Here is a 24,361-nt window from a genome sequence, read left to right as displayed (position 1 = left end):
AGTGAACCACCGGGGGCCGGTGTCGGCCCGCTCTGCCAGGATGAAGCCGTGCTCCCACCCGAGATGTCCGTCGACGACGCGGTCGCCCGCGCGGTCCGGCTCGCCGCGGACGGGCAGCGCACCGTGCTGGGCATCGCCGGAGCGCCCGGCGCCGGCAAGTCGACGCTCGCGCGCCGGGTCGTCACCGGCGTGGACGCGGCACTCGGTGTCGGAACCGCGGTCCAGGTCCCGATGGACGGGTTCCACCTGGCGAACGCGGCACTGGACGCCCTCGGCCGCCACGACCGCAAGGGGGCGATCGACACCTTCGACGGTGACGGCTACGTCGCGCTCGTCCGCCGGCTGAGCAGCAACCGCGACGCCGTCGTGTGGGCGCCCGACTTCGACCGCCGGGTGGACGAGCCCGTCGCGGGCAGCATCGCCGTCCCGCAACGGACCCGGCTCGTGGTGTCCGAGGGCAACTACCTGCTCGACGACACCGGCCCGTGGGCGGCGCTCGCCGAACTCTTCACCGAGACCTGGTTCTGCAGCGTCGACGACCAGGTCCGCGTCGACCGTCTGGTCGGCCGCCACATGCGGCACGGCCGCGACCACGAGGCGGCCCGCACCTGGGCGGTCGAGGTCGACGGCGTGAACGCGGCGAGGGTCGCACCCACGGCGACCCGCGCCTCCAGGATCGTCCGGACCTGACCACCAGACCACGGCGACGACCACGACAGGAGCGACCATGACCATCGCACTCACCGGCGCGACCGGCAAGATCGGCGGCGCCGTGGCGCGCGCCCTCGCCCACGACGGGGTGCCCTTCCGGATGATCGTGCGGGACGCGTCCCGCGCGCCCGACCTGCCCGGGACGGACGTCGCGGTCGCGTCCTACGGAGACGCCGACGCCGGTCGCGCGGCGCTCGAGGGTGTCGACCTGCTCCTCATGGTCTCCGGCGCCGAGGCGGTGGACCGGCTCGCCCAGCACCGCTCGTTCGTGGCGGCGGCGGCGACGGCCGGCGTCCAGCACGTGGTCTACACGTCCTTCTCGGGTGCCGCCGCGGACGCGACCTTCACCCTCGGCCGCGACCACTGGGCGACCGAGGAGGCCATCCGTGCGACCTCGATGGCGCACACGTTCCTGCGGGACTCGTTCTACCTGGACTTCGTCGAGGACCTGATCGGCGAGGACGGCGTGATCCGGGGGCCGGCGGGCGACGGGGCCATGGCAGCCGTCGCACGAGCCGACGTCGCCCGGGTCGCGACCGAGGTCCTGCGGAACCCCGCGGCGCACCTCGACCGGACGTACGAGCTGACGGGGCCCGCGGCGATCACCCTGCACGAGGCGGCCGCCACCGTGTCCGAGGTCCGTGGGCGCGAGGTCACCTACCACCCGGAGACCCTCGACGAGGCGTACGCGTCTCGCGCGAAGTGGGACCCCGAGCCGTGGCAGGCGGACGCGTGGGTGAGCACCTACACGGCGATCGCCGAGGGAGCGCTCGCACGGGTGTCGGGCGACGTCGAGCGGGTCACGGGGCGCCGGCCGCTGTCGTTGCGCGAGGTGCTGCTCGCCGGCTGACGGCCCAGGCCGTCGCGCCGCGCGGGTCGCGCGCGTCGCGGCAGCGCCGGCCCGGTCAGCCGGTCCACCGACCGGCCCGGCAGGCCACACCGCCACACCGTCCACCCGACACCCGTCACCGCCCACGGGTGTGCCGGGACCCGGGCGCCCGGGTCCACGTCGGTGACCGCACGGCACCCGCCCGCCCAGGCCGCCCGCAGCACCGGGTCGGCCGCGGGCGCGCCGGCCTGCACCACCAGCACGCGCAGTCCGTCGGCGATCCGTCGGCGGACCTGCTGCGACGTGAAGACCGGCACCGATCCCGAGAACCCGCCGTCGGTCAGCACCGGCAACCCCGTCGCGTCGATCACGGGCGACGAGATGCGCCACGTGTCCGTCAGGAAGAGCGGCCCCGACTCGCGGTACCCGTCGAGCCGCCGTGCGGTCCCCACGAGGTGCCGGAACACCGCCGGGTACGGGGTCGCCGAGCCGCCCCACCAATCCGGACGCGACACCCGGTAGGTCTCGGCACGACCCCCGGGAGCCTGCCAGCGCGCGGCCCACGAGCCGACCGAGGCGTCGCTGCCGCTCCCGTCGCGTGCAGCGTCGAGCGCCTGCAGCGAGAACGCCGCGGGACCGGCGAGGAGCGCGAGTCCGGCGACCACGGCGACGGCGGTCCGGGAGGCGCGGTGCAGTCCTGGCCCGCGGCTCCCCTCCCAGCGCGGTCGCCACAGGAACGCGGCCACCGCCGCGAGCAGGGCCGCCGCCCCGACGACGAGCGCCGGTGTGGCGAGGACCGGGGGCATCGACGCACCGCGGGCCAGGAACACCCACCACCCGAGCTGCGCGGCGGCCAGCAGCACGGGCACCGCACGGAACCACGGCGACTGCGCCCGGAGCAGGCCGACGGCCCCGCGCCACCCGAGCGCCGCGAGGACGGCGAGCTGTACCCCCACCGCCGCGACGTACGCGGTGTGCGGCACCTTCGCCACCGAGAGCACGACGGCCGCGGTCGCGAGCCAGACGCCGAGCACGAGGAGCGTTGCCGAACCGGCGCGGGTGTCGAACGCCGACCCGAAGGCGCTGCCGGACCGGACGGGTGCCGTGGTCCCGGTCCGGGCGTCCGCACGCGGGTCGGACGCCGAGCGCCGTCGCGCGACGAGCACCACGGTCGCGACGACCAGCGCGAACACGGCCGCGGGGAGGAGCCACGCGACCTGTGACGCCAGGTGCGGCTCGATGAGCTTCGTCACGCCGCCGGGCCCACCCAGGCGTGTGGGCCGTCCGGCGGGACCCCCGGTCGTGCTGACGGAGCCCGGCACCGCTCCCGGCAGGAACCGGTCGATGCCGTTGTAGCCGAACACCATCGCGAACGGGCTGTCATCGGTCGAGCCGTCGATCCAGGGCCGGGCGCCGGCCGGAGTCAGGGCCAGTCCGACGACCCAGGCGAGCGACGCCACGACCGACACCCCGCCGACGACCACCGCGCGACCCGTCCGGGCGCCGATGCCGAGACGGGTGCCGTTCCGGCCGGCCGTGGCGACGAGCGTCCCGAGGACCAGTGCGGGCAGCACGAACCACGACTGCAGCATCTTCGCCTGGAACCCGACGCCGACCGCGAGCCCGGCGGCGACGAGCGGCCACCACCGGCCCGTGATCGCCGCGCGTTGCCAGCAGAGCAGGGCGACCGCCAGGGCCGCCGTCACCATGCCGTCCTCCATCGGGTGGGCGAACATCGAGACGAAGATCGGCGTCGTCGCGGCGGCACCCGCGGCGACGAGCCCCGTCCCGACCCCGGCCCACCGGAGTCCGACGAGTGAGCAGGCCCAGAGCGTGACGAGGCCCTCGACGACCTGGGGGAGCGCGAGTGCCGCGGTGGAGTCGCCGAACAGCCGGATGCTGAGCGCCTGGGGGACCGCGAACCCGCTGAGCTTGTCGAGGGTCACCGTCGCCGACGGGTCGAACGCACCCGAGAAGAGCGCCGACCACGACTCGGACATCGACCGGGCGGACGCCTCGTAGAACCCGGAGTCACCGCCGCGCGCGAGGTTCCAGCCGAGCAGCACGGTCATGCCCAGAGCGATCAGGAGCAGCGTGCCGCGCGCCGCGAGCGCCTGGTCCCGCCACCGGGCGGGTCGTCGAGTGTCCACACTGCATGACCCTGGCCGCACCGGATGACGGTGGCCCGGGACCGCGCCGCCAGCTCACCCCGAAGCCGTGCGCCGCGCTGAGACGACGTGCGGGTGCGACACGTCGTCACCAGCGGATCCGCGGTTGAGCCGGAACGCGATCTCAGGACCGGCGGTGTCAGGCGACGCGGCGGGCCGCGATCGTCCCGACGACCCCGAGCGTCAGCACCGCGACGAGCACCACGAGCAACGGTGCCGTCCAGTCGCCGGTGACCCCGTGCAGCGACCCCGCGACGAGCGGCCCGGCGGAGCCCAGCAGGTACCCGCCGCCCTGCACGAACGCCGACATCCGACGGGCGTCGGCGTCGCTCGACACGATCCGGACGATCACGATGAAGATCACGGTGATGCCACCGCCCTGCGCCGCGCCGCCGAGCACGGACCAGAGCAACCAGAGCTGCGGGGCGAACAGCAGCCCGAGGGGCATCGCGAGCCAGAGGAACGCGACGAGGGCGATGATCGCGCGCGGACGCCACCGCGACGCGAGCACGGGGACACCGAGCGCCCCGACGACCGCGAGGATCTGGAACACCGACGAGCTCGCGCCCGAGGACGCCTTCGAGAAGCCGATCTCGTCGTGCAGCAGGGTCGGGATCCACGCGGTGAGCGCGTAGTACGAGAACGCCTGGCCGCCGAACGCCAGCGTCAGACCCCAGGTGATGAGCCGACGAGCCGGGCGGACCGGCGCGGACCCCGCACCGCGGTCGACCGTCCGGATCGCCCCCGTGCCGAGCACCTGGTCGATCGGCCCGGTCTCGACGACGGGCTCGGTCGCGGCCGGACGGCGCCACGCGGCCCGCGCCCCGACCGCGTACGTCCAGGCCAGCCCGGCGATCACGGCGAACACGGCCCAGACCGCGATCGCGACTGGCCAGCCCCACACCGCGGCGATCGGCGCGGTGCCGAGCGAGGTGATCATCGACCCGACGTTGAGCGCGGACGTGTAGACCCCGGTGACCAGGCCCACCCGCTCGGGCGAGGTGTCCCGCCGGATGACGACGGGGATCACCACGTTCCCGATCGTGATGCCGATGCCGATCACGGCGGTCCCGACGAGCAGGGCCGCAGCCGAGGGCAGCGACCGCACGACGGTGCCGGCCAGGACGATGACGAGCGAGAGCGACACCGCCCGCTCGGGGTCTGCCTTGGCGATCACCCAGCTGGCGAACGGCGTCGCGAGGGCGAAGCAGAGCACCGGGATGGTCGTCAGCAGACCGGCGACCGTCGCGGTCAGGCCGAGGTCCGCCCGCACGTCACCGATGACCGGCGCCGTCGCGACGATCGGCCCGCGGAAGTTCAGCGCGATGAGGACGATGGCGGCCGGCAGCAGCCAGGCGGCACCGCGCAGTCCCGCTCCGGCCCGGCCGCCCGCCCCGGTCGTCACGAGGACGGCAGCAGGATCGGGAGCAGGTCGAGCGGGGTCGCGGCCTGCGCGATGGTGCCCTCGGCCTCGGCGGGGGAGCCGTAGCCCCACGCGGCGAAGATCGTCGGGACACCGTGCGCGGCCGCTCCCTCGACGTCGTGCCGGCGGTCCCCGATCAGCACCGGGCGGCTCGTGTCGAAGCCGCGGGCGACGAGCCGGCGCAGTGCCTCCTCGACGACGTCGGCCTTCGACGAGCGCACCTCGTCGTCGCTCGCGCCCGTGATGATGTCGATGTCGCCGGTCAGGCCGTAGTGCTCGAGGATGTACGTCGCCGGCGTCTCGGGCTTGCTCGTCGCCGTGGAGATCGGCAGCCCGGCGGCGTGCAGGGTGCCGAGGACGACGTCGATCCCGGGGAACATCGCGGAGTCGAGTGCGCCGTGCGAGAGGTAGTGCTCGCGGTACACGGCGAGCGTGTGCTCGGCCTGCTCGGCGTCCATCCCCATCGCGTCGCGGAAGGTGTCGAGGATCGGCGGACCGACGAACGACATGAGCGTCGCGTGGTCCGGCACGGGGACGCCCACGGTGCGGAACGTGTGCGTCATGCTCTCGAGGATGCCCGGCGCGGAGTCGCTGATGGTGCCGTCGAGGTCGAAGAGGATTGCGGAGAACGGGCGCGTCATGTCCGTTCCACCCTAGTCGGCGCGGTCGGGCGGACGTCGGCGCGGTGGGGCGGTGGCGGGGCGGTGGTGAGGCGGTCATCCCCGGCGCTCGACCGCGCCGCGTCGCCACGGCGGCGGCGAGCGCGTACCCCGTTCGTGGGCTGTCGGTCCACGCTTTGGGGGACTGGAATGGTCTGTACAGTCCACCCCGCGGACTGCACCCGAAGGAGCCGCATGACCGTCGCGCTCGCCCGCCTGCGCAGAACGGCACCCGAACCCGTCCCGGCACGCCCAGCGCCGCCGTCCCGACTGTCGCCCGGTGCCGCGCGCTGGCTGCTGCGTGCGGCCCTGGCGCTCCCGTACGTCGTGCTCGCCGTGATCGCCGTGCGGGTCCCGACCACGACGCTGCTCGGCCTGACGGGCAACGAGGCGACGCTGGACCGCGCGAGAGCTGCGGTGGACGGCGGCGTCGTCCAGGCGATCGGACAGCTGTACCCGCTGGTCTCCGGTGTGCTGCTGCGCTTCATGCCGTTCGGGGTCGACGGCGCGGCGGTCGTCGGGGGCGTCGTCGCCGGCATGCTCCTGCAGTTCCTCGCGCAGGAGATGCGGCAGCGCGGACTGCCGATGCGGCACGTCGTCGCGTTCACCATCGCCCTCGGCGCGAACCCGCTCTACGCGTTCGTCGCGCTGAACGACCTGCAGGCGTTCCTCGGCATCGCACTCTTCGCCCTCGCGGTCGTCCGGATGGTGCGGTTCTTCGCCTGGGGTGACACCCAGGCGGGCTTCCGGGCCGGCCTCGCCCTGATGCTGTGCACGCTCGTGGACCCGATGGGGTTCGTCTACGTCGTCATCGCGGCGCTCGCCGCACCGCTGCTCGACCTGGCGCGCCAGGGCCAGCGGGGGATCCGCCGTGCGAACGTCATGGTGGTCGTGTTCCCGAGCATCGCCGTCGCGCTCTCGATGGGATTCCTCGACCTCGTGGTGCTCCACGACCCGTTCGCGGCGCTCAGGGGGGCCATCAGCATCACCGGGGAGCGACTCACCGGGCTGCAGCACCTGTTCGCCACCGCCGACGGCGTGCTGCTGATCGCCATGCTCGTGGCCGGCGCGGCGCTGGCGCTGCTGGCCGGCCGCCCGGGCGCGATCGTCCTGGTCGTGGCGCTCTTCGCCGGAATCATCGGCGAGTACGCGATCGGGCTCGTCCCCGTCGCCAGTGCGGGCAACGTGTTCGTCACGACCCTCAGCGTCGCCATCGCCATCCTCCCGCGGGTCGAGGGCCGGCTGGCCAGCTGGCTGGTCCTCGTCCTCGCGATCCTGCAGGTCCCCCTCGCGTGGGTCGCCGCCTCCCAGCGCGAGGTCGTCCTGGTCTGGATGCAGGCGCTCGTGCAGGCGGTCCACGGATGACCGCCGTCGATCCGAAGCCAGACCCCGGCACCCAGGTACCGCGACCGGACCTCGCGCTCCCGGCGGGTGCCGCGGTCCGTGAGCAGGGTCGGCACCGCGGTGCGCCGACCGACTGGCGTCCGCCGCACCGGTGCTCGGTCCAGCGGCACGTCGACGAGGGCTGGGTCGCGTCCGCCCGCATCCGGGAGGGCGTGCTCGTCCTGACGAGCGGCAGGTCCGACCCGGACGTCCTCCGGACCGCGCTGACCGAGGAGTTCGGCGAGCCCGTCGTGCTCCGGACCGCGTCGGAGTCCGACGTCCGGCAGCGCATCGCCTACGAACTCGAGGAGGAGGTGGCGGACCTCGCAGCCCACGGCCTCGCCCGGACGAACCCGGCGCTGTCCGCCCGCACCGTCCTGTCCCGCGGCCAGCGGATCGGCGGCGCGATCGCCGTGCTCGCGCTCGCGACGTGCCTGGTACTCGCGCCGGGGACGACCGCCGCGATCGTGACCGCGGTGCTCTCGCTCGGGTTCCTCGCCGGCATCGTCTTCAAGTTCTGGGTGTCGATGGTCGGTGCACGGTTCGACCTGGTCGAGCAGGTGTCCGTGCAGGACGTGGCCGCGCTCGACGACGCTGCCCTGCCGACCTACACGGTGCTCGTGCCGGTGTTCCACGAGGCGAACATCGTCGCCGACCTCGTCCGCAACCTCGAGGTGCTCGACTGGCCGAAGGACCGGCTCGAGGTCCTCGTGCTCGTCGAGGCCGAGGACCACGAGACACGGCAGGCGGTCCTCGACGCCGCACCGCCCGACTGGATGCGCATCGTCATCGTCCCGCCGGGCTCGCCGCAGACGAAGCCCCGCGCCTGCAACGTGGGCCTGTCGATCGCGCAGGGGGAGTACGTCGTCATCTACGACGCCGAGGACCGCCCCGACCCCGACCAGCTCAAGAAGGTGTTCCTGACCTTCGACCGCGCCGGCGACGACACCGTGTGCGTCCAGGCCGCGCTGAGCTACTTCAACGCGGACGAGAACGCCCTCACCCGCATGTTCACGCTCGAGTACTCGTACTGGTTCGACTACATGCTCGCCGGCCTCGATGCCCGGAGCCTGCCGATCCCGCTCGGCGGCACGTCGAACCACTTCCGCACCGACCTGCTGCGCGAACTCGGCGGCTGGGACCCGTACAACGTCACCGAGGACGCGGACCTCGGCATCCGCGCCTCAGCGGTGGGGTACCGCGTGTCCGTGGTGAACTCCACGACGATGGAGGAGGCGAACACCTCGATCCCGAACTTCGTCCGACAGCGCTCCCGCTGGATCAAGGGCTACATGCAGACCGCGCTCGTGCACGCCCGCAGGCCCCGGGCGCTCGTCCGCGAGATCGGGCTGCGCCGCGCCGCCGCGTTCGCACTCCTCATCGCCGGGACGCCGCTGACGTTCCTCGGCATGCTGCCCGGGATCGTCGTCACCGTCGCCACGCTCGTGCTCCCCACGTCGTGGACGGCGCCGATCTTCCCGACGCCGGTGCTCTGGCTGTGCGTGCTCGACTTCCTCCTCGGCAACGCGACGATGATCTACCTCACGATGATGGGGCCGTACAAGCGGGCCCGGTTCGACCTGATGGGCTGGGCGCTGCTCAACCCGCTCTACTGGGTCCTGCACTCCGTCGCCGCGTACAAGGGCCTCTGGCAGCTCATCACCCGTCCGCACTACTGGGAGAAGACCGAGCACGGGCTGACCAAGACGGCGCACTGAACCGTCACGGTCGACGAGACGCGCGCGTCCCGACGTCGACATCCCCTAGAACAGGCGGGTGTGCCCGCCCTCGATGCCGCGCATCGCGTCGTAGTCGAGCACGAGGACGCGGATCCCGCGGTCCTCGGCGAGGGTGCGCGCCTGCGGTGCCACCGTCTGTGCCGCCAGCACGCCCTGCACCGGCCGCAGGTGCGGGTCGCGGTTCATCAGCTCGAGGTACCGGGTGAGCTGCTCGACCGCGTCGATGTTGGCGTTGCGCTTCATCTCGACCGCGACGCTCGCCCCGGCCTCGTCCCGCGCGAGGATGTCGACCGGACCGATCGCGGTCATGTACTCGCGGCGCACCAGGGTGTGGCCGTCGCCGAGGAGCTCGATCTGCTCGGCCAGGAGCTGCTGCAGGTGCGCCTCGACGCCGTCCTTCACGAGGCCCGGGTCGACGCCGAGGTCGTGGGACTCGTCGGCGACGACCTCGTACAGGCTGACGATGAGCTTGTCCTGCGTCTTCTTCTGCGTGACCGTCCACACCTGCGTGATGCCGGCGCTCGCCTGCTCGTCGTCCGGCTCGGTGATCTCGATCGAGCACGGCGGGCTCATCCAGTTGAGCGGCTTGTAGCTGCCGCCGTCGGAGTGCACGAGCAGGGAGCCGTCCGCCTTCAGCATGAGGAGACGGGTCGCGAGCGGCAGGTGGGCGGAGAGCCGGCCCGCGTAGTCGACGGAGCAGCGGGCGATGACGAGACGCACCCGGGAAGCCTAACCGGCGTCGCGACCGCCCGTGGCGCTGTCGGCGCTCCTGGCCGCGTCGGCGCGCTGAGCCTGGAGGCGCGGCTCGGCCCCGCCGTCCCCGTCACCACCGCCACGCGTCGGCCGGGCGGCGGCGCCGCGCTCGCGGGCGGCCCCCGACGCGAGTCCCGCCGCGATGATGAACACGAAGACCACCAGGAGCGCACCGAGCAGCCCGACGTGCTCGCCGAGGAACCCGATGAGCGGCGGTCCCGCGAGGAAGGCCACGTAGCCGATCGTCGCCACGGCGCTGACGCGGGCGGCGGCGGTCCGGGGGTCGTCGGCCGCGGCCGACATGCCCATCGGGAAGCCGAGGCTCGCGCCGAGGCCCCAGAGCACGACGCCGACGATCGCGAGCGGGACGCTCTGGACGAAGATGAGCATGCCGAGGCCGACGACCGCGACGGCAGCGCTGATCCGGAGGACCGGCACCCGCCCGAACCGGTCGATGAGCGGACTGCCGGCCACCCGCCCGACCGTCATCGCGGCGAGGAAGACCGTCAGGACGGCGGCGCCCGCGGCGTTGTCCAGGCCGTGCCCGTCGATCATGGCCAGCGGCAGCCAGTCGTTCGCCGAGCCCTCGGCAAGCGCCATGCCGAGCACGATCACGCCGATGAGCAGGGTCGACGGCTGGGTCCAGACCTGCCAGCGGCTCACCGGGGTCGGCACCGGGCTGGTGTCGGTGGCCACGTGCTCCTCGAACCGGTGCTCGTCCTGGAACCGCGTCACCGCGACGAGCATCGCGGCGCTCGTCACGACGACGAGGACGGTGAAGTGCCACGCGACGGGGACGTCGAGCGCCTCGGCGAGGGCTCCGAGGCCGGCACCGGCGAGCGTGCCGAGACTGAACGCGGCGTGGAACAGCGGCATGATCGTGCGGCCGCCGGCCTTCTCTGCCGCGGCGCCGGAGACGTTCATCGACACGTCGCACAGGCCGTTGCCGAACCCGAAGGCGATGAGGGCGACCCAGATCGCGGCGAAGCCCCACCCGAGGGAGACGGCGATCCCGGCGAACACCATGCCGGCGGTCAGGCAGACGGCGGCGACCTGCACGCCCCGGCGGGCACCGAGCTTCGCCACGATGTGCCCGGCGAAGGTCAGGCCGCCGATCGAGCCGACGGCCATGCCGAGCACGAGCAACCCCATCTCGAACGTGCTGGCCCCGAGGGAGTCGCGGACGCTCGGGATCCGGCCGAGCCAGGTCGCGATGTCGAGCCCGGACAGGGTGAACACGACGAACACCGCGGTGATCCAGGCCCGTGTGGTGGGTGTGGTGCGGGCGGACGTCGTCGTCATGGTGGTCCCATCGTGCTTCGCTGCTGTGCGGTCGTGCGTGTCGCGGCTCGGTCGAATCGATTCGACCGTTCGTTCCGGCTACGCTAACGGGCGATGGACGAACCGGCAACAGGACCCGGCGCGTCGCGGACCGAGCACCTCCGCGAGGACGCCGCCGATGCTCCGCGCGCCGTGACGGACCCGGCCCGCGCCCGGCCGCGCCGTCCCACCCTCACCGAGGTGGCCCGCGTGGCCGGGGTGGCGCCGTCGACGGCGTCGCTCGCGTTCAGCGGCAGCGGTCCGGTCTCCGAGGACGCCAAGGCCCGCGTGCTCGCGGCCGCGGCGGAGCTCGGCTACGGCGGACCCGACCCCCGTGCCCGTTCCCTGCGCCGTGGCCGGTCCGGTGTCATCGGCGTCGTCATGGACGAACGACTGAGCGACGCCTTCCGGGACCCGGTGAACGTCCTGACGCTCGACGGCATCGCCGAGGTGGCCGGGGCGGCGGGCGCCTCGCTCCTGCTCGTGCGGAGCCCGCTCGACGACGAACAGGGTGCCGTCCCGCTCGTCGACGCCCCGATGGACGCCGTCGTCCTCGTCGGCTGCAACGTCCGGATCGACCCCGCGGTCGCGGTGCTCCGGCGTCGGCAGATCCCCGTGGTCGCGATCGAGGCCGACGACATCGAGGGTGCGGTGCCGATCCAGCTCGACAACCGCGAGGCCTCGCGCCGCGCCGCTGCGTTCCTGCGTGACCTCGGGCACGAGGCCGTCACGATCGTGTCGCTGCCCCTCGACGGTGCGCACCGCCGCGGCCCGATCGACGCCGAGCGCGAGGCCGCCGGGATCGCCTTCACCTCGCTCGAACGCCTGCGCGGGGTCCGTGGGGTCTACCCGGACGCCGTCGCGATCGAGGCCGCCGGCAGCTCGGTGGAAGAGGGGCGGATCGCCGGCACCGCGCTCTTCGCCCCGGACGGACCCCGGCCCACCGCGGTCGTCGCGCAGAGCGACGTCCTGGCGGTCGGCGTGATCTCGGCCGCCCTGGACGCCGGCCTCCGCGTCCCCGAGGACGTCAGCGTCGTCGGCTTCGACGGCATCACCGTGGACGACAGCCTGTTCCACCGCACGCGCATCCGGCAGCTCACCACGCTCGTGCAGCCCTTCGTGCAGAAGGGCCAGGCGGCCGCCCGGGCCGCGCTGGCCATGCTCGAGGGGGCGGAGCCGCAGCCCGCGGCCTTCCGCTCGGAACTCCGGATCGGGGACACGACGGGCCCGCCGCGCGACTAGCGGTCGCGCGGCGCCCGTCCTCGTCAGTCGGTGAAGACGTCGCCGGCGCTCGCGGCGGTCCCGTCCCAGGCCACGGCCCCGGCGGCGACGGCATCGGCACGTCCGCCACGGTCGGCGGACGTGTCACTGACCACCGTGACGCCGAGCGCACGGCTGATCCGGACCGCCGACGCCAGCTGCGCACGGCTCATCGTCGCGGTGTCGCCGAGCAGCAACCACGTCGGCGGCGGGGTGAACCGGCTGATCGCTGCGCCCCAGCTGTCGACGGCCAGGACCGAACTGACATACTGCGACGAGACGAGCCAGCCGTACCGATCGACGTCGGCGGCAGCGTCGACGACGATGCGCGTCGCTCGGCGGTCACGTCGCGGACGTCGAGGACGCCGCCGCCGCCCTCGACGGGCAGCAACCGGGTGTTCACGGTGTAGTTCCTCGTGCTGCCGTCCGGGCGGCGCACCACCACGAGCTCGTCCTCCGCCTCGGAACCGTCGATCGTGCTCCGGACCAGGTCGTCGAGCCGTCGCTCGGTCCCCGGGCCCGCGAGGTCCTCGATGGCCCAGCCACCGCGTCCGCGGTTCGTGACGGTGGTCCGGCCGCGGTCGTCGAACGCGAGCACGTCGAAGTCCACCGAGTCGAGGACCGCGCGGACCAGTGCCTCACGCGTGCTCACCTCGAGGAGCCGCGTCCGGAGGAGTGCCGCCTGCTCGTGGAGGACGGACTGCCGCGCGGCGCCACGTCGGGCGAGTACCGCGGCCGTGCCGCTCACCGCGGCGACGATGAGCGGGAAGGAGACCAGGCGCGCCGTGTCGGCGGTGTCGATCCGGTCCCACTCGCCCGGTGCGCCGATCCAGAGGAGCGTCACGATGACCCCCGTCGTCGAGGCGGCTCCGGGCAGGCCGAACGAGTAGCCCGCCCACATGGCCGGGAGCACGAAGAGCGCGCTCACCCCGATCGACTGCACGTCGCCGCGGATGAAGGCGATTCCGGTGACGTCGAGCGCGAGGACGAGCGCGAACAGTCGGGGGTCGACGGACTGCGGGACCACGGCTGCGAGCACCAGCGCGACGAGCGGGAGCGCGGTGCCGAGGGTCGCGAGGAGTCCGATCTGCTGCCGGTCTACGACGAGCACGAAGCCGATGACCGGCATGATGCCCGCCACGACGGCGAGTTGGTTGCGGAAGGCGCGGCGGCCACCGCCCTCGTCGACCCCGCGTGCGCCCTGCCCCATGCGGACATCGTGGCACGTGTGCATCGTCCGCCACGAGCACCTCGGATGACCGCGGTGGCGCGGACGACCTATGCTGCCGTGGAGATGGACGAGGAGACGGGTGCGGCCGCCGCCGGCGCGGCGTCGCAGCGGGAGGCCAGCGGCGACGACCTCGACGAGGCGACCTCGTTCTACGAGCGGCTGCACAACGCGCACCGGGTGGCGCTCACCCCGGCAGGCGACTCGTTCTCCTACCGGGTGCGCAGCGTCTGGGACGCCGCCATGACGCTGCGGAGCTCGACCCTGTCCGCGAACCGCTGGGGACGCATCGAACCCGAGGGGCACTACCTCCTCACCTGGGCGCAGCACGGCACCGCGGTGATCGACGCCGGGACCGACCAGGAGCAGGTCCTCCGTCCGGGGACCGCGGTGATGTACCCCACCGGACGGGCGTTCACGCTCGACGCTCCCGCGGGTGCCGTGCTGCACGCGGTCGACTTCGCCGCCGACTTCCTCGAGGGCCTCGACGCCGCACGACGGGGTGAGGAGCCGCGACGCCTAGAGTTCCTCCGACGCCCCGACCCGGTCGCCCTCGCCACCCTCCAACGGCGACTCGCCGTCGCAGCACCGGAGCTGCTGCGACCCGACACCGACCCGGTCCGCCGGGCCCTGCTCACCGAATCACTCGGCAACCTCCTGCTGGACACCTTCGTGGAGCCGGTCGGCGACCTCGTCCGGCAGTACCCGGGGGCCGTGGGCCGTGCCCTGCAGTTCATCGTCGACCGGGCCGCGGACCCGGTCACCACCGCGGACATCGCCGCGGCAGCCGGACTCAGCGCACGCGGGCTGCAGCAGGCGTTCGTGCGGGCCGACCTCCCCACCCCCATGGTCGCCCTGCGGCAGGAACGCCTCCGCCACGTCAGGGAGGCGCTGCAGCACGCGGAGCCGGGGACGGCCACGGTCGCGACGATCGCCACCGCGTGGAGCTTCGGGCACCTCGGTCGGTTCTCGGGGTACTACGAACGCGAGTTCGGCGAGCTCCCGAGCGCGACCCTCCGAGATCGATCCTGAGCCGCGACGAGCGCCCGCGACGACGGGCGACCGCGGCGACGGGGGACCGCGGCGACGAGCGACCGCGGCGACGAGCGCCAGCGGCTCACCCGCGCCGGAGGCCGAGGCCGACCACCGCGACGAGGTTCACCACGCTCCCCACGAGGAACCCGGTGGTCCCACCAGCCACGCCCGTGACGGGCCCGAGCACCGCCATGAGGACCGCCCCGACGACGAACCCGGCGACCGACGCCGAGGCGACCTGCCTGGACCGGCCCGCCGCGAGGAGCAACGCCGCCGGGACGAGCCCGACGGTGAACACCCAGACGCCGACCATCAGGTACCGGAGGTCCGCCACGGGGGCGGCGCCCTCGGCCGGGTAGACGATCGGCAGGAACCACCCGGCCAGCGCCGCCACGAGCCCGAAGACGACCGCGGTGCCGGCGGCGAACCCGACCACGAGCAGTGCCGCTCCGCGCGACCGGAGCGACCCGTGGGCACTCCGGTGCGCGAACGCCGGCACGAGGACCTGCCCGAGCGCCTGCCCGAGCATCGAGGCGGGCGTCGCCAGGGTGAACGCGGCCGCGTAGACCCCGGCGTCACGCGCCGACGACGTCACCTGCGCCGAGATCATCGTGAGCTGGAGCAACCCGTTCGAGGTCACGACGGCGAGCACGTTCCAGGCCGCGAAGCCGAGGACCCCGGCGGTTGGCTCCTGCTGCCCCGTCCGGCCGTTGCCCCGCGGCCAGCACGCAATCGCGAACACCGTGTACCCGATCGCGAGTGGCAGCAGCACGAACGGTTCGAGCCGGGCGACGCATGCGAGCACGAGCAACCCGAGCGCGAGGACGCTCGTCACGGAGTCCCAGAGCGCGACCCGCCCAGCCCGGCCGTACCCCAGCTGGGCGCCGCGGGCGTAGCAGTACAGGCCGTAGCCCACGACGACCGCGACCCCGCCGAACACCGTGCCGGGACCGTTGCCCCAGGCCAGCGCGATCGGCACGGTGGCCACGGCGAGGACGACGGTGGAGACGAGCATCGACCGGCCGAGCAGCCGGTTCACCGCGGCGTCCGAGCGCCGTCCGCGCAGGGCGATCGCGAGGGCCCGCGACGCGGTGTTGCCGGCGGCGTTCGGCCAGAGCAGGGCGACGAACACCGACAGCGACAGGAGTGCGGTCGTCTGTCCGAGGGTCTCGGTGCCGAACACCCGACCGACGACCACGGTCACGACGAGCTTCGCCACGCCCTGCACGCCGATGCCCACGGTGGCGAGCACCGCGGACGACGCGACGGACGAGGCCGCGGCCGGAGCGGCAGCCGGACGCACGCTCACCGTGCCATCGCCTGGTCGATCCAGCCCCGGCGGTGCGCCCGCAGCCCGAGCGTCACCGCCCGGACGCCGATGTACCCGAGCGCGAAGGCCGCCCACAGCCCGCCGAGCGTCCCGCCCGCCCACCAGAGCAGCGGCAGGTACACGACGAGGTTCACACCCCCGGCGATCGCCAGGTACCGCGCGTCCCCGGCACCGATGAGCACGCCGTCGAGCACGAACACGTACCCCGCGACCGGCATCCCGACGGCGATGAGCACCAGCACGAGCGGCAGCGCGTCCCGGACGGCGGCCGAGTCGGAGAACACGGGACCGAGCACCCCGTTCACGGCGGCGGTCAGCACGCCGAGGAGCACCCCGCCCAGGATCCCGAGCAGCACGAGGCGCCGGGTGACGAGTCGGACGCGTGCCGGGTCGCGCGCGCCGAGGCCGTGCCCCACGAGCGCCTGCCCGGCGATCGCGAGGGCGTCGAGCGCGAACGCCAGGGTCGAGAACACCGTCAGGCCGACCTGGGTCGTCGCGAGTCCGGTCGTCCCGAGGCCGGCGGCGGTGGCGACGGTCGCGAGCATCGCCACGCGCAGCGACGCGGTCCGCAGGAACAGCCAGGCGCCGGACCGCAGCGCGCGGGCGACCCCCGAGGCGCCGGGACGCAGCGGTGCCCCCGAGGACCGGGCCGCACGGACGGCGATGCGGACGTACACGATCGCCATCGCCCACTGCACGATGACGGTGCCGGCGGCCGACCCCTCGACGCCCCAGCCCGCGCCGTAGATGAGCACGGCGTTCAGCAGCCCGTTCGCCACGAAGCCGACGGTCGCGACGACGAGCGGGGTCCTGGTGTCCTGCAGGCCGCGCAGCAGGCCGGTCGACGCGGTCACGACGAGGATGCCGGGCAGGCCGATGAGCGACACCGTCAGGTAGGCGGTCGCCGCCGCCGCGACCTCGGGCGCCGCACCGAACAGCGACACGAGCGGACCCGATAGTGGCCAGCCGACGAGCGCCAGCACCACCCCCAGGCCGAGCGCGAGCCACATCCCGTCGATGCCCGCGTGCACGGCGCCTGGCCGGTCACCGCCGCCGAGCGCCCGCGCGACCGCCGGGGTGGTCGAGTAGGCCAGGAACACGAGCAGTCCCGTCACGGTCTGCAGCACGGCACCCGCGAGCCCGACGGCCGCCAGCGCCGTCGCGCCGAGGTGCCCGACGAGGGCGGTGTCGGTGAGCAGGAAGAGCGGCTCGACGACGAGCGCACCGAGGGCGGGCACCGCCAACCGCACGATGTCGCGGTCGACCGCGCGTCGTTCGGTGGGCGCGGGTGGCGTCGGTCGGTGCACCGACCCATTGTGGCGGCGATGCGGGCCCGCCGTGGCGCGCGGTGGTCTCGGCCACCCGCACGAGGCGGGCCGCGGGACGCGCCGACCCGCGCCTCCCGGCCGGACTACGCTCCGATCGTGGACATCGCCGCACTGGTGCCGGCAGCGATCGGCATCGCGCTCAGCCCCCTGCCGATCGCCTCGGTCGTGTTCCTGCTCGGGCACCGACGCGGCTACGGATCGGCGCTCGCGTGCGCGCTGGGGTGGATGGCCGCCGTGGCCGCCGCCCTCGTCGTGGCGGTGGCCGTCGGCGAGCAGCTCCCGACCGGGACGGGCGATGGGCCGCCGGTGCAGGCGTTGGTCGCGCTCGCCGCTGCGGTGGTGCTGTTCGCGATCGCGGCGTGGCAGTGGGCGCGTCGCCGCCTGCCGGACGGATCGCCGGCGAGCACGCGCTGGGCGGACGCCATGGAGGCACTCGGTCCCGGCCGGGCCTTCGGGCTCGGCGCACTCCTGTTCCTCAGCCCGAAGTCGGTCGTCCTGGCGCTGGCAGCGGGCCTGACCTTCGGCGACGAGGACCCGCGGGCGGTCGAGACGCTCGTCGTCGGCGCGCTGTTCGTGCTCGCCTCGGGCGCCGTCGTGCTGCTGCCGATCGTCCTGGCCGTGGCTCTCGGGCGGCGTGCCGAGCGCCCCCTCGAGGCGATGCGCTCGTGGATCGCGGAGTGGGGTGCGCGGTCGCTCGTGGTCGTGCTGGTCGTCCTCGGGGTGGTCCAGCTCGTCATCGGACTGACCGGCCTGCGCTGAGCGCGGTCCGGGAGGCGCGGCTCGCCCCGTCCCGTCGGCCGACGGGTCGAGACGGCCGGGTCAGTCGCCGCGCGGCTCGGCGGGGACGCCGCCGGTCGCCGCGTGCGCTTCGTCCGACGCCGCCGGCGTCGCCTCGTCGGTCCCGCGGGCACGGCCCACCAGGTCCATCACGTGGTAGACGACGATCGCCGCGACGGTGCCGAGGATGATGCCGCCGAAGCTCGCCTGGCCGAACGCGAACGTGAAGTCCGCGATCCCGATGATGAGGGCGATGCCCGCGGTCAGCTGGTTCTTCGGCTTCGCGAAGTCGACGCGGTTCTCGACCCAGATGCGGATGCCGATGACGCCGATCAGGCCGTACAGCGCGGTGGTCGCGCCGCCGAGCACCCCCGGCGGGACCGACGAGATGACCGCACCGATCTTGGGGGAGAGGCCGAGCAGGACCGCGACGATCGCCGCGACCCAGTACGCCGCGGTCGAGAACACCCGGGTGGCCGCCATGACGCCGATGTTCTCGCCGTAGGTGGTCGTGGCCGAGCCGCCGCCGAGCCCGGCGAGGACGGTCGAGACGCCGTCGGCGAAGAGCGCGCGTCCGGTGAGCGGGGTGAGGTCGCGGCCGGTGAGCTGCCCGACGCCCTTGACGTGTCCGACGTTCTCGGCGACGAGCGCGAGGACGACCGGGACGAACGCGAGGTAGATCGCGAGCTGCGACCCGTCGAACGCCGGCGCGGTGAACTCCGGCAGACCGATCCAGGCGGCCTCGTGGACGGCGTCGAACGAGACCTCGCCGCCGATGAGTGCGGCGACGTAGCCGACGACGACGCCGATCACGATCGACAGACGGCCGATGAGCCCCTTGAACAGGACGGTCACGAGGATGATCGCGGCGAGGGTGATCACCGCGACGACGGGGGCCTTCGTGAAGTTGTCGCGGGCGGCCGGCGCGAGGTTGAAGCCGATCAGGGCCACGATCGCGCCGGACACCACCGGCGGCATCAGCCGGTCGATCCACCCGGCACCGGCGAGGTGCACCACGGCCCCGACGACCGCGAGCAGCGCACCCACGACGATGATCCCGGAGAGCGCGAGCGGGATGCCGCCGATCTTCGTCGCAGCGGCGATCGGCGCGATGAAGGCGAAGGACGACCCGAGGTAGCTCGGCAGCCGGTTCCCGGTGATGACGAGGAACAGGATCGTGCCGATGCCGCTGAAGAGCAGCGTCGTCGATGGCGGGAACCCGGTGAGGAGCGGCACGAGGAACGTCGCACCGAACATCGCCACGACGTGCTGCACGCCGAGCCCGATCGTGCGACCCCAGGTGAGGCGCTCGTCTGGTGCCACGATCGTCGTCGCGGAGACGGTCGCGCCGTCACCGTGCAGCTTCCACGGAAGTCCCATGTGGACGACGCTAGTGGCTGTCGACCGCTCGTGACGCTCCCGCCCGGTGGGCGTCCGGCGGGCGCTGGCCCGACCAGGGTCAGGGAGTGAGCACCGTGATGGACAGTCCTCGGGTCCGCTCCGCCTGCGCGAGCGCGCCGACCGGGTCGTCGATCCCGACGGTCGTCACCTCGAGGGCGCTGAGGTCCACGACCCCGGACCGGACCTGTCGCCACACGCGGAAGGCGGTCTCCTCCGAGTGCATCCACGAGCCTCGCAGGGTGATCCGCCGCCGCATGAGTTGGTGGTACGGGATCGGGAGCGTCTGGTGGACCCCGCCGAGGAGGACCATGGTGCCGTCCGTCCGCACGCTGTCGAAGCCGGCCATCGTGAGGTCCGCGGTCGGGGTCGGTCCGAGGGCGTCGATCACGACGTCCGCCTCGCCGCCGAGCGCTGCACCGATCGCCGCTGCGTCCGCTGCGTGTGCGCCGACGGACCGGACGGAACGCACCCGGGGGTCCACTGCCTCCAGACGGTCGAGGCTGCCACCGTCACGACCGACGGCGACGACGAGTCCGGCCCCCTGGGCGAGCGCCGAGAGGACTGCTGCTCCGCCCATCTGGCCACTCGCACCGAGCACGACCACACGGTCACCCGCCGCCGTGCCGCTGCGTTCGACCGCCCCGGCGGCGACGCTCAGCCAGGACAGGAACGCGAGCTTCGTCGGATCCGGGTGCAGTTCGGCACCGGGGAGGGCGAGGACGGTCGACGCGGGCATGACGGTGCGCTCGGCGAACGTGCCGGTCCGCCAGACCCGACGCATCCGATCCGTGGTCGACGTCGCTCTCCCACGGCCGCCGATCCCCGTCCACCCGAGGAGGACCTCCTCCGGCTCGGCCGTCCTCCCGCTCTGCAGGAGTCCGGTGCAGAGCACCGTCTCCCCGGGACGGACGGTCGTGACGTCGTCCGCGACCTCCTCCACGACCCCGATGCCGCCGACGCCGAGCACGGTCGGTGTCGCGATGCCACCACGGCCGCCCTCCACGAGCACCCGGGTGTACGCGGGGACCTGCACCGCGAGCATCCGCAGCACCACGCCCCCGGGGCGCACCGGCGGGTCCGCCACCTCCTCGACGCTGAGTGCCGAGCCGATCCCGTCGAGTTTCCATGCCTTCATGACGCCAGTGTCCGTCGGCACCAGAGGTGCATCCAGAGCCGCCTCATACTGGTACCCAGACCACCAGGAAGGCACGGCCGTGAGCGACGTCACCGAGCAGCAGCGTCGAGAACTCGGCGCGTTCCTGCGGGCGCTGCGGGAACGGGCGAGTCCGTCCGACGTCGGCCTGCCGGGTTCGTCACGCCGTCGGACCCCGGGCCTCCGTCGTGAAGAGGTCGCGATGCTCGCCGGGATCAGCCCCACCTGGTACACGTTCCTCGAGCAGGGCCGGGACGTGCGCCCCTCCCAGCAGGTGCTCCACGCGCTCGCACTGGCGCTCGGGCTCGCGGACGCGGAACGCGCGCACCTCTTCGCGATCGCCGCTGACGCACCCCCGAGCACGCTCCCGGACCAGGTCTCCGATCCGGAGGTCGCGCGGGTCGTCGACCTCCTCGACCCTGCTCCGGCGTACGTGACCGGGGCCACCTTCGACGTGCTCGCGTGGAACACCGCAGCGGCCGATCTGTTCCGGAGTGCGCTCACGCACGACGGACACCCCAACCTGGTCCGGTGGGTGTTCCTCGCCCCGGATGCTCGTGAGGTCCTGCCGGACTGGACGGAGGTGGCGCAGGGACTCCTCGCGCGGCTCCGCTCCCGCGCAGGACGGAACCCCGGATCCCCGGCGTACCGGGACCTCGAAGCGGATCTGCGGCGCGCGAGCACGGAGGCCGATCGGTGGTGGCCGCGGTACGACGTCGGCAGTGAGCGCGCCGGCATCAAGCGCGTTCGACTCGCCGACGGGCGGGTGCAACGCCTGGCCCACACGTCGTTCGAGGTCGCTGACCGGCCGGGCCAGACCATGACCGTCTACCGCCCGCTCTGAACCGAGCGGACCACGCTGCTGGGGTGTCCGGGCGCTGCCGCCGCTCCATCAGGGCGGTGGTGGCTATCGTGGACCGCATGACCGACGTCGCAAGCACCTCCGGGATCCACACCGACGAGCTGGACGCCACGGTCCGCCCGCAGGACGACCTGTACCGCCACGTGAACGGCTCGTGGATCGCATCGACGCCGATCCCCGACGACAAGGCGCGGTACGGCTCGTTCACGGTGCTGGCCGAGGCGGCCGAGATCGCGGTTCGGGACATCATCGAGCGCTCCCAGCAGGCGGCGCCCGGCACCGAGGAGCGCAAGGTCGGCGACCTGTACTCCTCGTTCACCGACGAGGCGCGGCTCGAGGCGCTCGGCACCGCGCCGATCGAGCCCCTGCTCGCCGAGGTCGCGGCCGTCGACTCGGTCGACGACGTCGTGCGCCTGGTCGGCCGGTTCGAGCGGCTGGGTCTGCCGAGCTTCCTGCAGCTCTTCGTCGACAACGACCCGGGCGACCCGGAGTCCTACGTGGTGTTCCTCGAGCAGTCCGGTCTCGGGCTGCCCGACGAGTCCTACTACCGCGAGGACCGCTTCGCCGACATCCGCACGAAGTACCGCGAGTTCGTCGCCGCCATGTTCCCGCTCGCCGGGTTCGAGGACGGCGGCGACCGCACCGAGCACGTCGTCGCCCTCGAGACCGCGCTGGCGTCGAAGCACTGGGACAACGTCACCACGCGCGACAGCCAGAAGACCTACAACAAGCTGCCGTGGGCCGAGGTCCAGGCGCTCGCCGACGGCATCGACCTCCGCCTCTGGTGGGAGGCGATCGACGCCCCCGCCGGCGCCTTCGAGACCGTGGTCGTCCGCGAGCCGTCGTTCGTGACCGGGCTGGCCGAGCTGCTGCACGAGCAGCCGCTCGAGGTCTGGAAGGACTGGCTGCGGTGGCAGGTGATCCGCGGCTCCGCGGCCTACCTGACGAGCGCGTTCTCGGCGACGAACTTCTCGTTCTACGGCACCGCGCTCACCGGCGCGCCGAAGCAGCGCGAGCGCTGGAAGCGCGGCGTCTCCCTCGTCGAGGGCGCGATGGGCGAGGCCGTCGGGCGCATCTACGTGCAGGAGCACTTCGACGAGACCTCGAAGGCGACGATGGACGACCTCGTGGCGAACCTCGTCGAGGCGTACCGGCAGAGCATCACCGGCCTCGACTGGATGACCGACGAGACCCGTGCCCGTGCCCTCGACAAGCTCGACAAGTTCACGCCGAAGATCGGCTACCCGGTGAAGTGGCGCGACTACTCGGCGCTGCCGGTCTCCGCCGACGACCTCGTCGGCAACGTCCGTGCCGTCGCCTCGTTCCAGGTCGACCGCGAGCTCGGCAAGATCGGCAAGCCGATCGACCGCGACGAGTGGTTCATGACGCCGCAGACCATCAACGCGTACTACAACCCGGGCTTCAACGAGATCGTGTTCCCCGCGGCGATCCTGCAGTTCCCGTTCTTCGACGCCGCACGCGACGCGAGCGCGAACTACGGAGCGATCGGTGCCGTCATCGGCCACGAGATCGGGCACGGCTTCGACGACCAGGGCTCGCAGTACGACGGCGACGGGCGACTCGAGAACTGGTGGACCGAGGCCGACCGCACGGCGTTCGAGGAGCGCACGAAGGCCCTCATCGCGCAGTACGACGCGCTCGTCCCCACCGAGGTCCCGGACGGCCACGTCAACGGCGCCCTGACGATCGGCGAGAACATCGGCGACCTCGGCGGGCTCTCGATCGCGTGGAAGGCCTACCTGCTCTCCCTCGACGGCGAGGAGCCGCCCGTCGTCGACGGCCTGACCGGCGCCGAGCGGTTCTTCCTGAGCTGGGCGCAGGCCTGGCGGATGGCGATCCGGCCGGAGGAAGCCGCCCGACTGCTCACGATCGACCCGCACTCGCCGACCGAGTTCCGCTGCAACCAGGTGGTCCGCAACATCGACGTCTTCTACGACACCTTCGGCGTGACCGAGCGGGACGCGATGTACCTCGACCCGACCGAGCGCGTCGCGATCTGGTGATGGCCGAGCCGGACGCGGCTCCGTCGTCGGAGCCGGGGTCGGCTCGCCGGTCCCGCCGACGCCAGCAGGCCGGCGGGACGGACGGTCGGGCCCGCGGGCGGCACCGTGGTGGTGCCGACGAGCGGTTCGCGTCGACGCTGCAGGCCCTCGGAGCGCTCGCACGGGACGGTGCGTCCGTCAGCGCCTCGGTGATCGACACGTCGACCGGCAAGGCCCTGTTGGCGGTGGACGACACGCTCGTCCAGCCCGTGGCGAGCCTCGGGCGCGTGCTGCTGCTCGTGGAGGTCGCGGCACGGCTCGAGGACGGCGGGTTGCACGGTGACCGACTGCAGCGGATGGCGCGGGACACCGCCACCGGCGCGGGACTCTGGCAGTTCCTGCAGCAGCCGACCATGCAGGTGTCCGACCTGGCGACCCTCGTCGGTGCGAGCGCGGACGCCTGGGCGATGAACGCGCTGCTGTCGACCGTCGGCATCGATGCGGTCCGTGAGCGTGCCGAGGCCCTCGGGATCGAACGCACCGCGCTCATCGACCGCGTCCGGGACCGCCGGGGGCCGGACGACGCGCCCGACGCCTCGGTCGCCCCGACGGGTGAGCTCGCCTGGCTCATGCGGGGACTGGCGCTCGGCGAGGTCGTCGACGAGGCGGTGTCGAACCGGGTGCTCGGCTGGCTGTCGCTCGCGTCCGACCTGAGTCTCGTCGCGGGGTCGTTCGGGCTCGACCCGCTCGCCCACCGGGCACTGGACCACGGCCTGCAGGTCGTCTCGGCGACCGGTTCGGGCACGGGCGTCCGCGCCGAGGCCGGGATCCTGCGCGGGCCCGGCTCGTCGGTGAGCTACGCGGTCACGGTGACCTTCGACGACGCCTCGCTGCAGCGGCGGCTGGCGGTCATCGACGCCCTGCGGACGATGGGCACCGAGGTGCTCGAGACGGTGCACGAGGCCGCGGCCCGCTGAGCGTACCTCCGCGCTCGTGACC

21 protein-coding genes are annotated in these 24,361 nt (G+C 73.4%); 10 read left to right on the top strand and 11 right to left on the bottom strand.

The annotated features are described in order from the left end of the window. The first annotated feature begins 48 nt into the window (after window positions 1-48). A complete protein-coding gene (locus tag ACIQUC_RS09115; RefSeq protein ID WP_402265837.1) occupies window positions 49-690 on the top strand; it encodes a nucleoside/nucleotide kinase family protein in 642 nt (213 codons plus the stop codon). A 37-nt stretch (window positions 691-727) separates the two neighbouring features. Beyond that, entirely contained in the window at window positions 728-1,561 is an 834-nt protein-coding gene (locus ACIQUC_RS09110) for an SDR family oxidoreductase (RefSeq protein WP_402265834.1), read from the top strand. On the opposite strand, the gene ACIQUC_RS09105 is transcribed toward ACIQUC_RS09110, so the two are convergent. The 3 genes from ACIQUC_RS09105 to ACIQUC_RS09095 form a co-directional block, all read right to left on the bottom strand. Continuing rightward, a complete protein-coding gene (locus ACIQUC_RS09105; RefSeq protein ID WP_402265831.1) occupies window positions 1,456-3,690 on the bottom strand; it encodes an ArnT family glycosyltransferase in 2,235 nt (744 codons plus the stop codon). The genes ACIQUC_RS09110 and ACIQUC_RS09105 overlap by 106 nt on opposite strands. A 157-nt stretch (window positions 3,691-3,847) precedes the next feature. Further along, window positions 3,848-5,113: an MFS transporter gene (locus tag ACIQUC_RS09100; RefSeq protein WP_402265828.1), complete on the bottom strand. Its 1,266-nt coding sequence runs from the start codon at window positions 5,111-5,113 to the stop codon at window positions 3,848-3,850. Next, the gene (locus ACIQUC_RS09095) at window positions 5,110-5,772 is read right to left on the bottom strand and encodes an HAD hydrolase-like protein (RefSeq protein WP_402265826.1); all 663 of its coding nucleotides are present in this window, start codon (window positions 5,770-5,772) and stop codon (window positions 5,110-5,112) included. Before ACIQUC_RS09095 ends, ACIQUC_RS09100 begins: the two co-directional genes overlap by 4 nt. A gap of 213 nt (window positions 5,773-5,985) precedes the next feature. Between ACIQUC_RS09095 and ACIQUC_RS09090 the strand changes: the two genes are divergently transcribed. Next, on the top strand, window positions 5,986-7,155 hold the full coding sequence (locus ACIQUC_RS09090; protein ID WP_402265823.1) for a hypothetical protein: 1,170 nt from the start codon (window positions 5,986-5,988) through the stop codon (window positions 7,153-7,155). After that, window positions 7,152-8,891, top strand: a complete 1,740-nt coding sequence (locus ACIQUC_RS09085; RefSeq protein WP_402265821.1) for a glycosyltransferase — start codon at window positions 7,152-7,154, stop codon at window positions 8,889-8,891. The genes ACIQUC_RS09090 and ACIQUC_RS09085 overlap by 4 nt, the downstream gene beginning before the upstream one ends. Window positions 8,892-8,936: 45 nt before the next feature. On the opposite strand, the gene nucS is transcribed toward ACIQUC_RS09085, so the two are convergent. Both nucS and ACIQUC_RS09075 read right to left on the bottom strand, forming a co-directional pair. Next, a complete protein-coding gene (gene nucS / locus ACIQUC_RS09080; RefSeq protein WP_022906141.1) occupies window positions 8,937-9,632 on the bottom strand; it encodes an endonuclease NucS in 696 nt (231 codons plus the stop codon). 9 nt (window positions 9,633-9,641) lie between these two features. Then, on the bottom strand, window positions 9,642-10,967 hold the full coding sequence (locus tag ACIQUC_RS09075; RefSeq protein ID WP_402265818.1) for an MFS transporter: 1,326 nt from the start codon (window positions 10,965-10,967) through the stop codon (window positions 9,642-9,644). A 93-nt stretch (window positions 10,968-11,060) separates the two neighbouring features. Between ACIQUC_RS09075 and ACIQUC_RS09070 the strand changes: the two genes are divergently transcribed. Next, entirely contained in the window at window positions 11,061-12,227 is a 1,167-nt protein-coding gene (locus ACIQUC_RS09070; RefSeq protein ID WP_402265815.1) for a LacI family DNA-binding transcriptional regulator, read from the top strand. A gap of 23 nt (window positions 12,228-12,250) precedes the next feature. Here ACIQUC_RS09070 and ACIQUC_RS09065 read toward each other — a convergent pair whose 3' ends face one another. Further along, entirely contained in the window at window positions 12,251-12,418 is a 168-nt protein-coding gene (locus tag ACIQUC_RS09065) for a hypothetical protein (protein WP_402265812.1), read from the bottom strand. Beyond that, window positions 12,415-13,455: a hypothetical protein gene (locus tag ACIQUC_RS09060; protein ID WP_402265809.1), complete on the bottom strand. Its 1,041-nt coding sequence runs from the start codon at window positions 13,453-13,455 to the stop codon at window positions 12,415-12,417. The genes ACIQUC_RS09065 and ACIQUC_RS09060 overlap by 4 nt, the downstream gene beginning before the upstream one ends. 45 nt (window positions 13,456-13,500) lie before the next feature. Between ACIQUC_RS09060 and ACIQUC_RS09055 the strand changes: the two genes are divergently transcribed. Further along, on the top strand, window positions 13,501-14,505 hold the full coding sequence (locus ACIQUC_RS09055) for a helix-turn-helix domain-containing protein (protein ID WP_402265806.1): 1,005 nt from the start codon (window positions 13,501-13,503) through the stop codon (window positions 14,503-14,505). A gap of 85 nt (window positions 14,506-14,590) precedes the next feature. Here the strand turns inward: ACIQUC_RS09055 and ACIQUC_RS09050 are convergent, their stop codons facing one another. Continuing rightward, entirely contained in the window at window positions 14,591-15,817 is a 1,227-nt protein-coding gene (locus ACIQUC_RS09050) for a lipopolysaccharide biosynthesis protein (protein WP_402265803.1), read from the bottom strand. Then, the gene (locus ACIQUC_RS09045; protein WP_402265800.1) at window positions 15,814-17,145 is read right to left on the bottom strand and encodes an MATE family efflux transporter; all 1,332 of its coding nucleotides are present in this window, start codon (window positions 17,143-17,145) and stop codon (window positions 15,814-15,816) included. Before ACIQUC_RS09045 ends, ACIQUC_RS09050 begins: the two co-directional genes overlap by 4 nt. Before the next feature lie 117 nt (window positions 17,146-17,262). Between ACIQUC_RS09045 and ACIQUC_RS09040 the strand changes: the two genes are divergently transcribed. After that, complete coding sequence (locus ACIQUC_RS09040; RefSeq protein WP_402265797.1) at window positions 17,263-17,925, top strand: GAP family protein; 663 nt, start codon at window positions 17,263-17,265, stop codon at window positions 17,923-17,925. A gap of 60 nt (window positions 17,926-17,985) precedes the next feature. Here the strand turns inward: ACIQUC_RS09040 and ACIQUC_RS09035 are convergent, their stop codons facing one another. Continuing rightward, a complete protein-coding gene (locus tag ACIQUC_RS09035; protein WP_022906134.1) occupies window positions 17,986-19,323 on the bottom strand; it encodes a uracil-xanthine permease family protein in 1,338 nt (445 codons plus the stop codon). 79 nt (window positions 19,324-19,402) lie between these two features. After that, the gene (locus ACIQUC_RS09030) at window positions 19,403-20,479 is read right to left on the bottom strand and encodes a zinc-binding dehydrogenase (protein ID WP_402265793.1); all 1,077 of its coding nucleotides are present in this window, start codon (window positions 20,477-20,479) and stop codon (window positions 19,403-19,405) included. A gap of 79 nt (window positions 20,480-20,558) precedes the next feature. On the opposite strand from ACIQUC_RS09030, the gene ACIQUC_RS09025 reads away from it, so the two are divergent. From ACIQUC_RS09025 to ACIQUC_RS09015, 3 genes are all read left to right on the top strand, one after another. After that, entirely contained in the window at window positions 20,559-21,341 is a 783-nt protein-coding gene (locus tag ACIQUC_RS09025) for a helix-turn-helix transcriptional regulator (protein ID WP_402265790.1), read from the top strand. A 77-nt stretch (window positions 21,342-21,418) separates the two neighbouring features. Next, window positions 21,419-23,383 carry a M13 family metallopeptidase gene (locus tag ACIQUC_RS09020; RefSeq protein ID WP_402265787.1) on the top strand — a complete coding sequence of 655 codons (1,965 nt, stop codon included), beginning with the start codon at window positions 21,419-21,421 and terminating at the stop codon, window positions 23,381-23,383. After that, complete coding sequence (locus ACIQUC_RS09015; protein WP_402265784.1) at window positions 23,383-24,339, top strand: serine hydrolase; 957 nt, start codon at window positions 23,383-23,385, stop codon at window positions 24,337-24,339. Before ACIQUC_RS09020 ends, ACIQUC_RS09015 begins: the two co-directional genes overlap by 1 nt. Window positions 24,340-24,361: the final 22 nt, after the last annotated feature.

This window comes from Curtobacterium sp. NPDC098951, from assembly GCF_044759965.1.
In the GTDB taxonomy this organism is placed as follows: domain Bacteria; phylum Actinomycetota; class Actinomycetes; order Actinomycetales; family Microbacteriaceae; genus Curtobacterium.
Note: the sequence above shows the minus strand (reverse complement) of the source record. Positions and strands in the feature narration are given on the sequence as shown.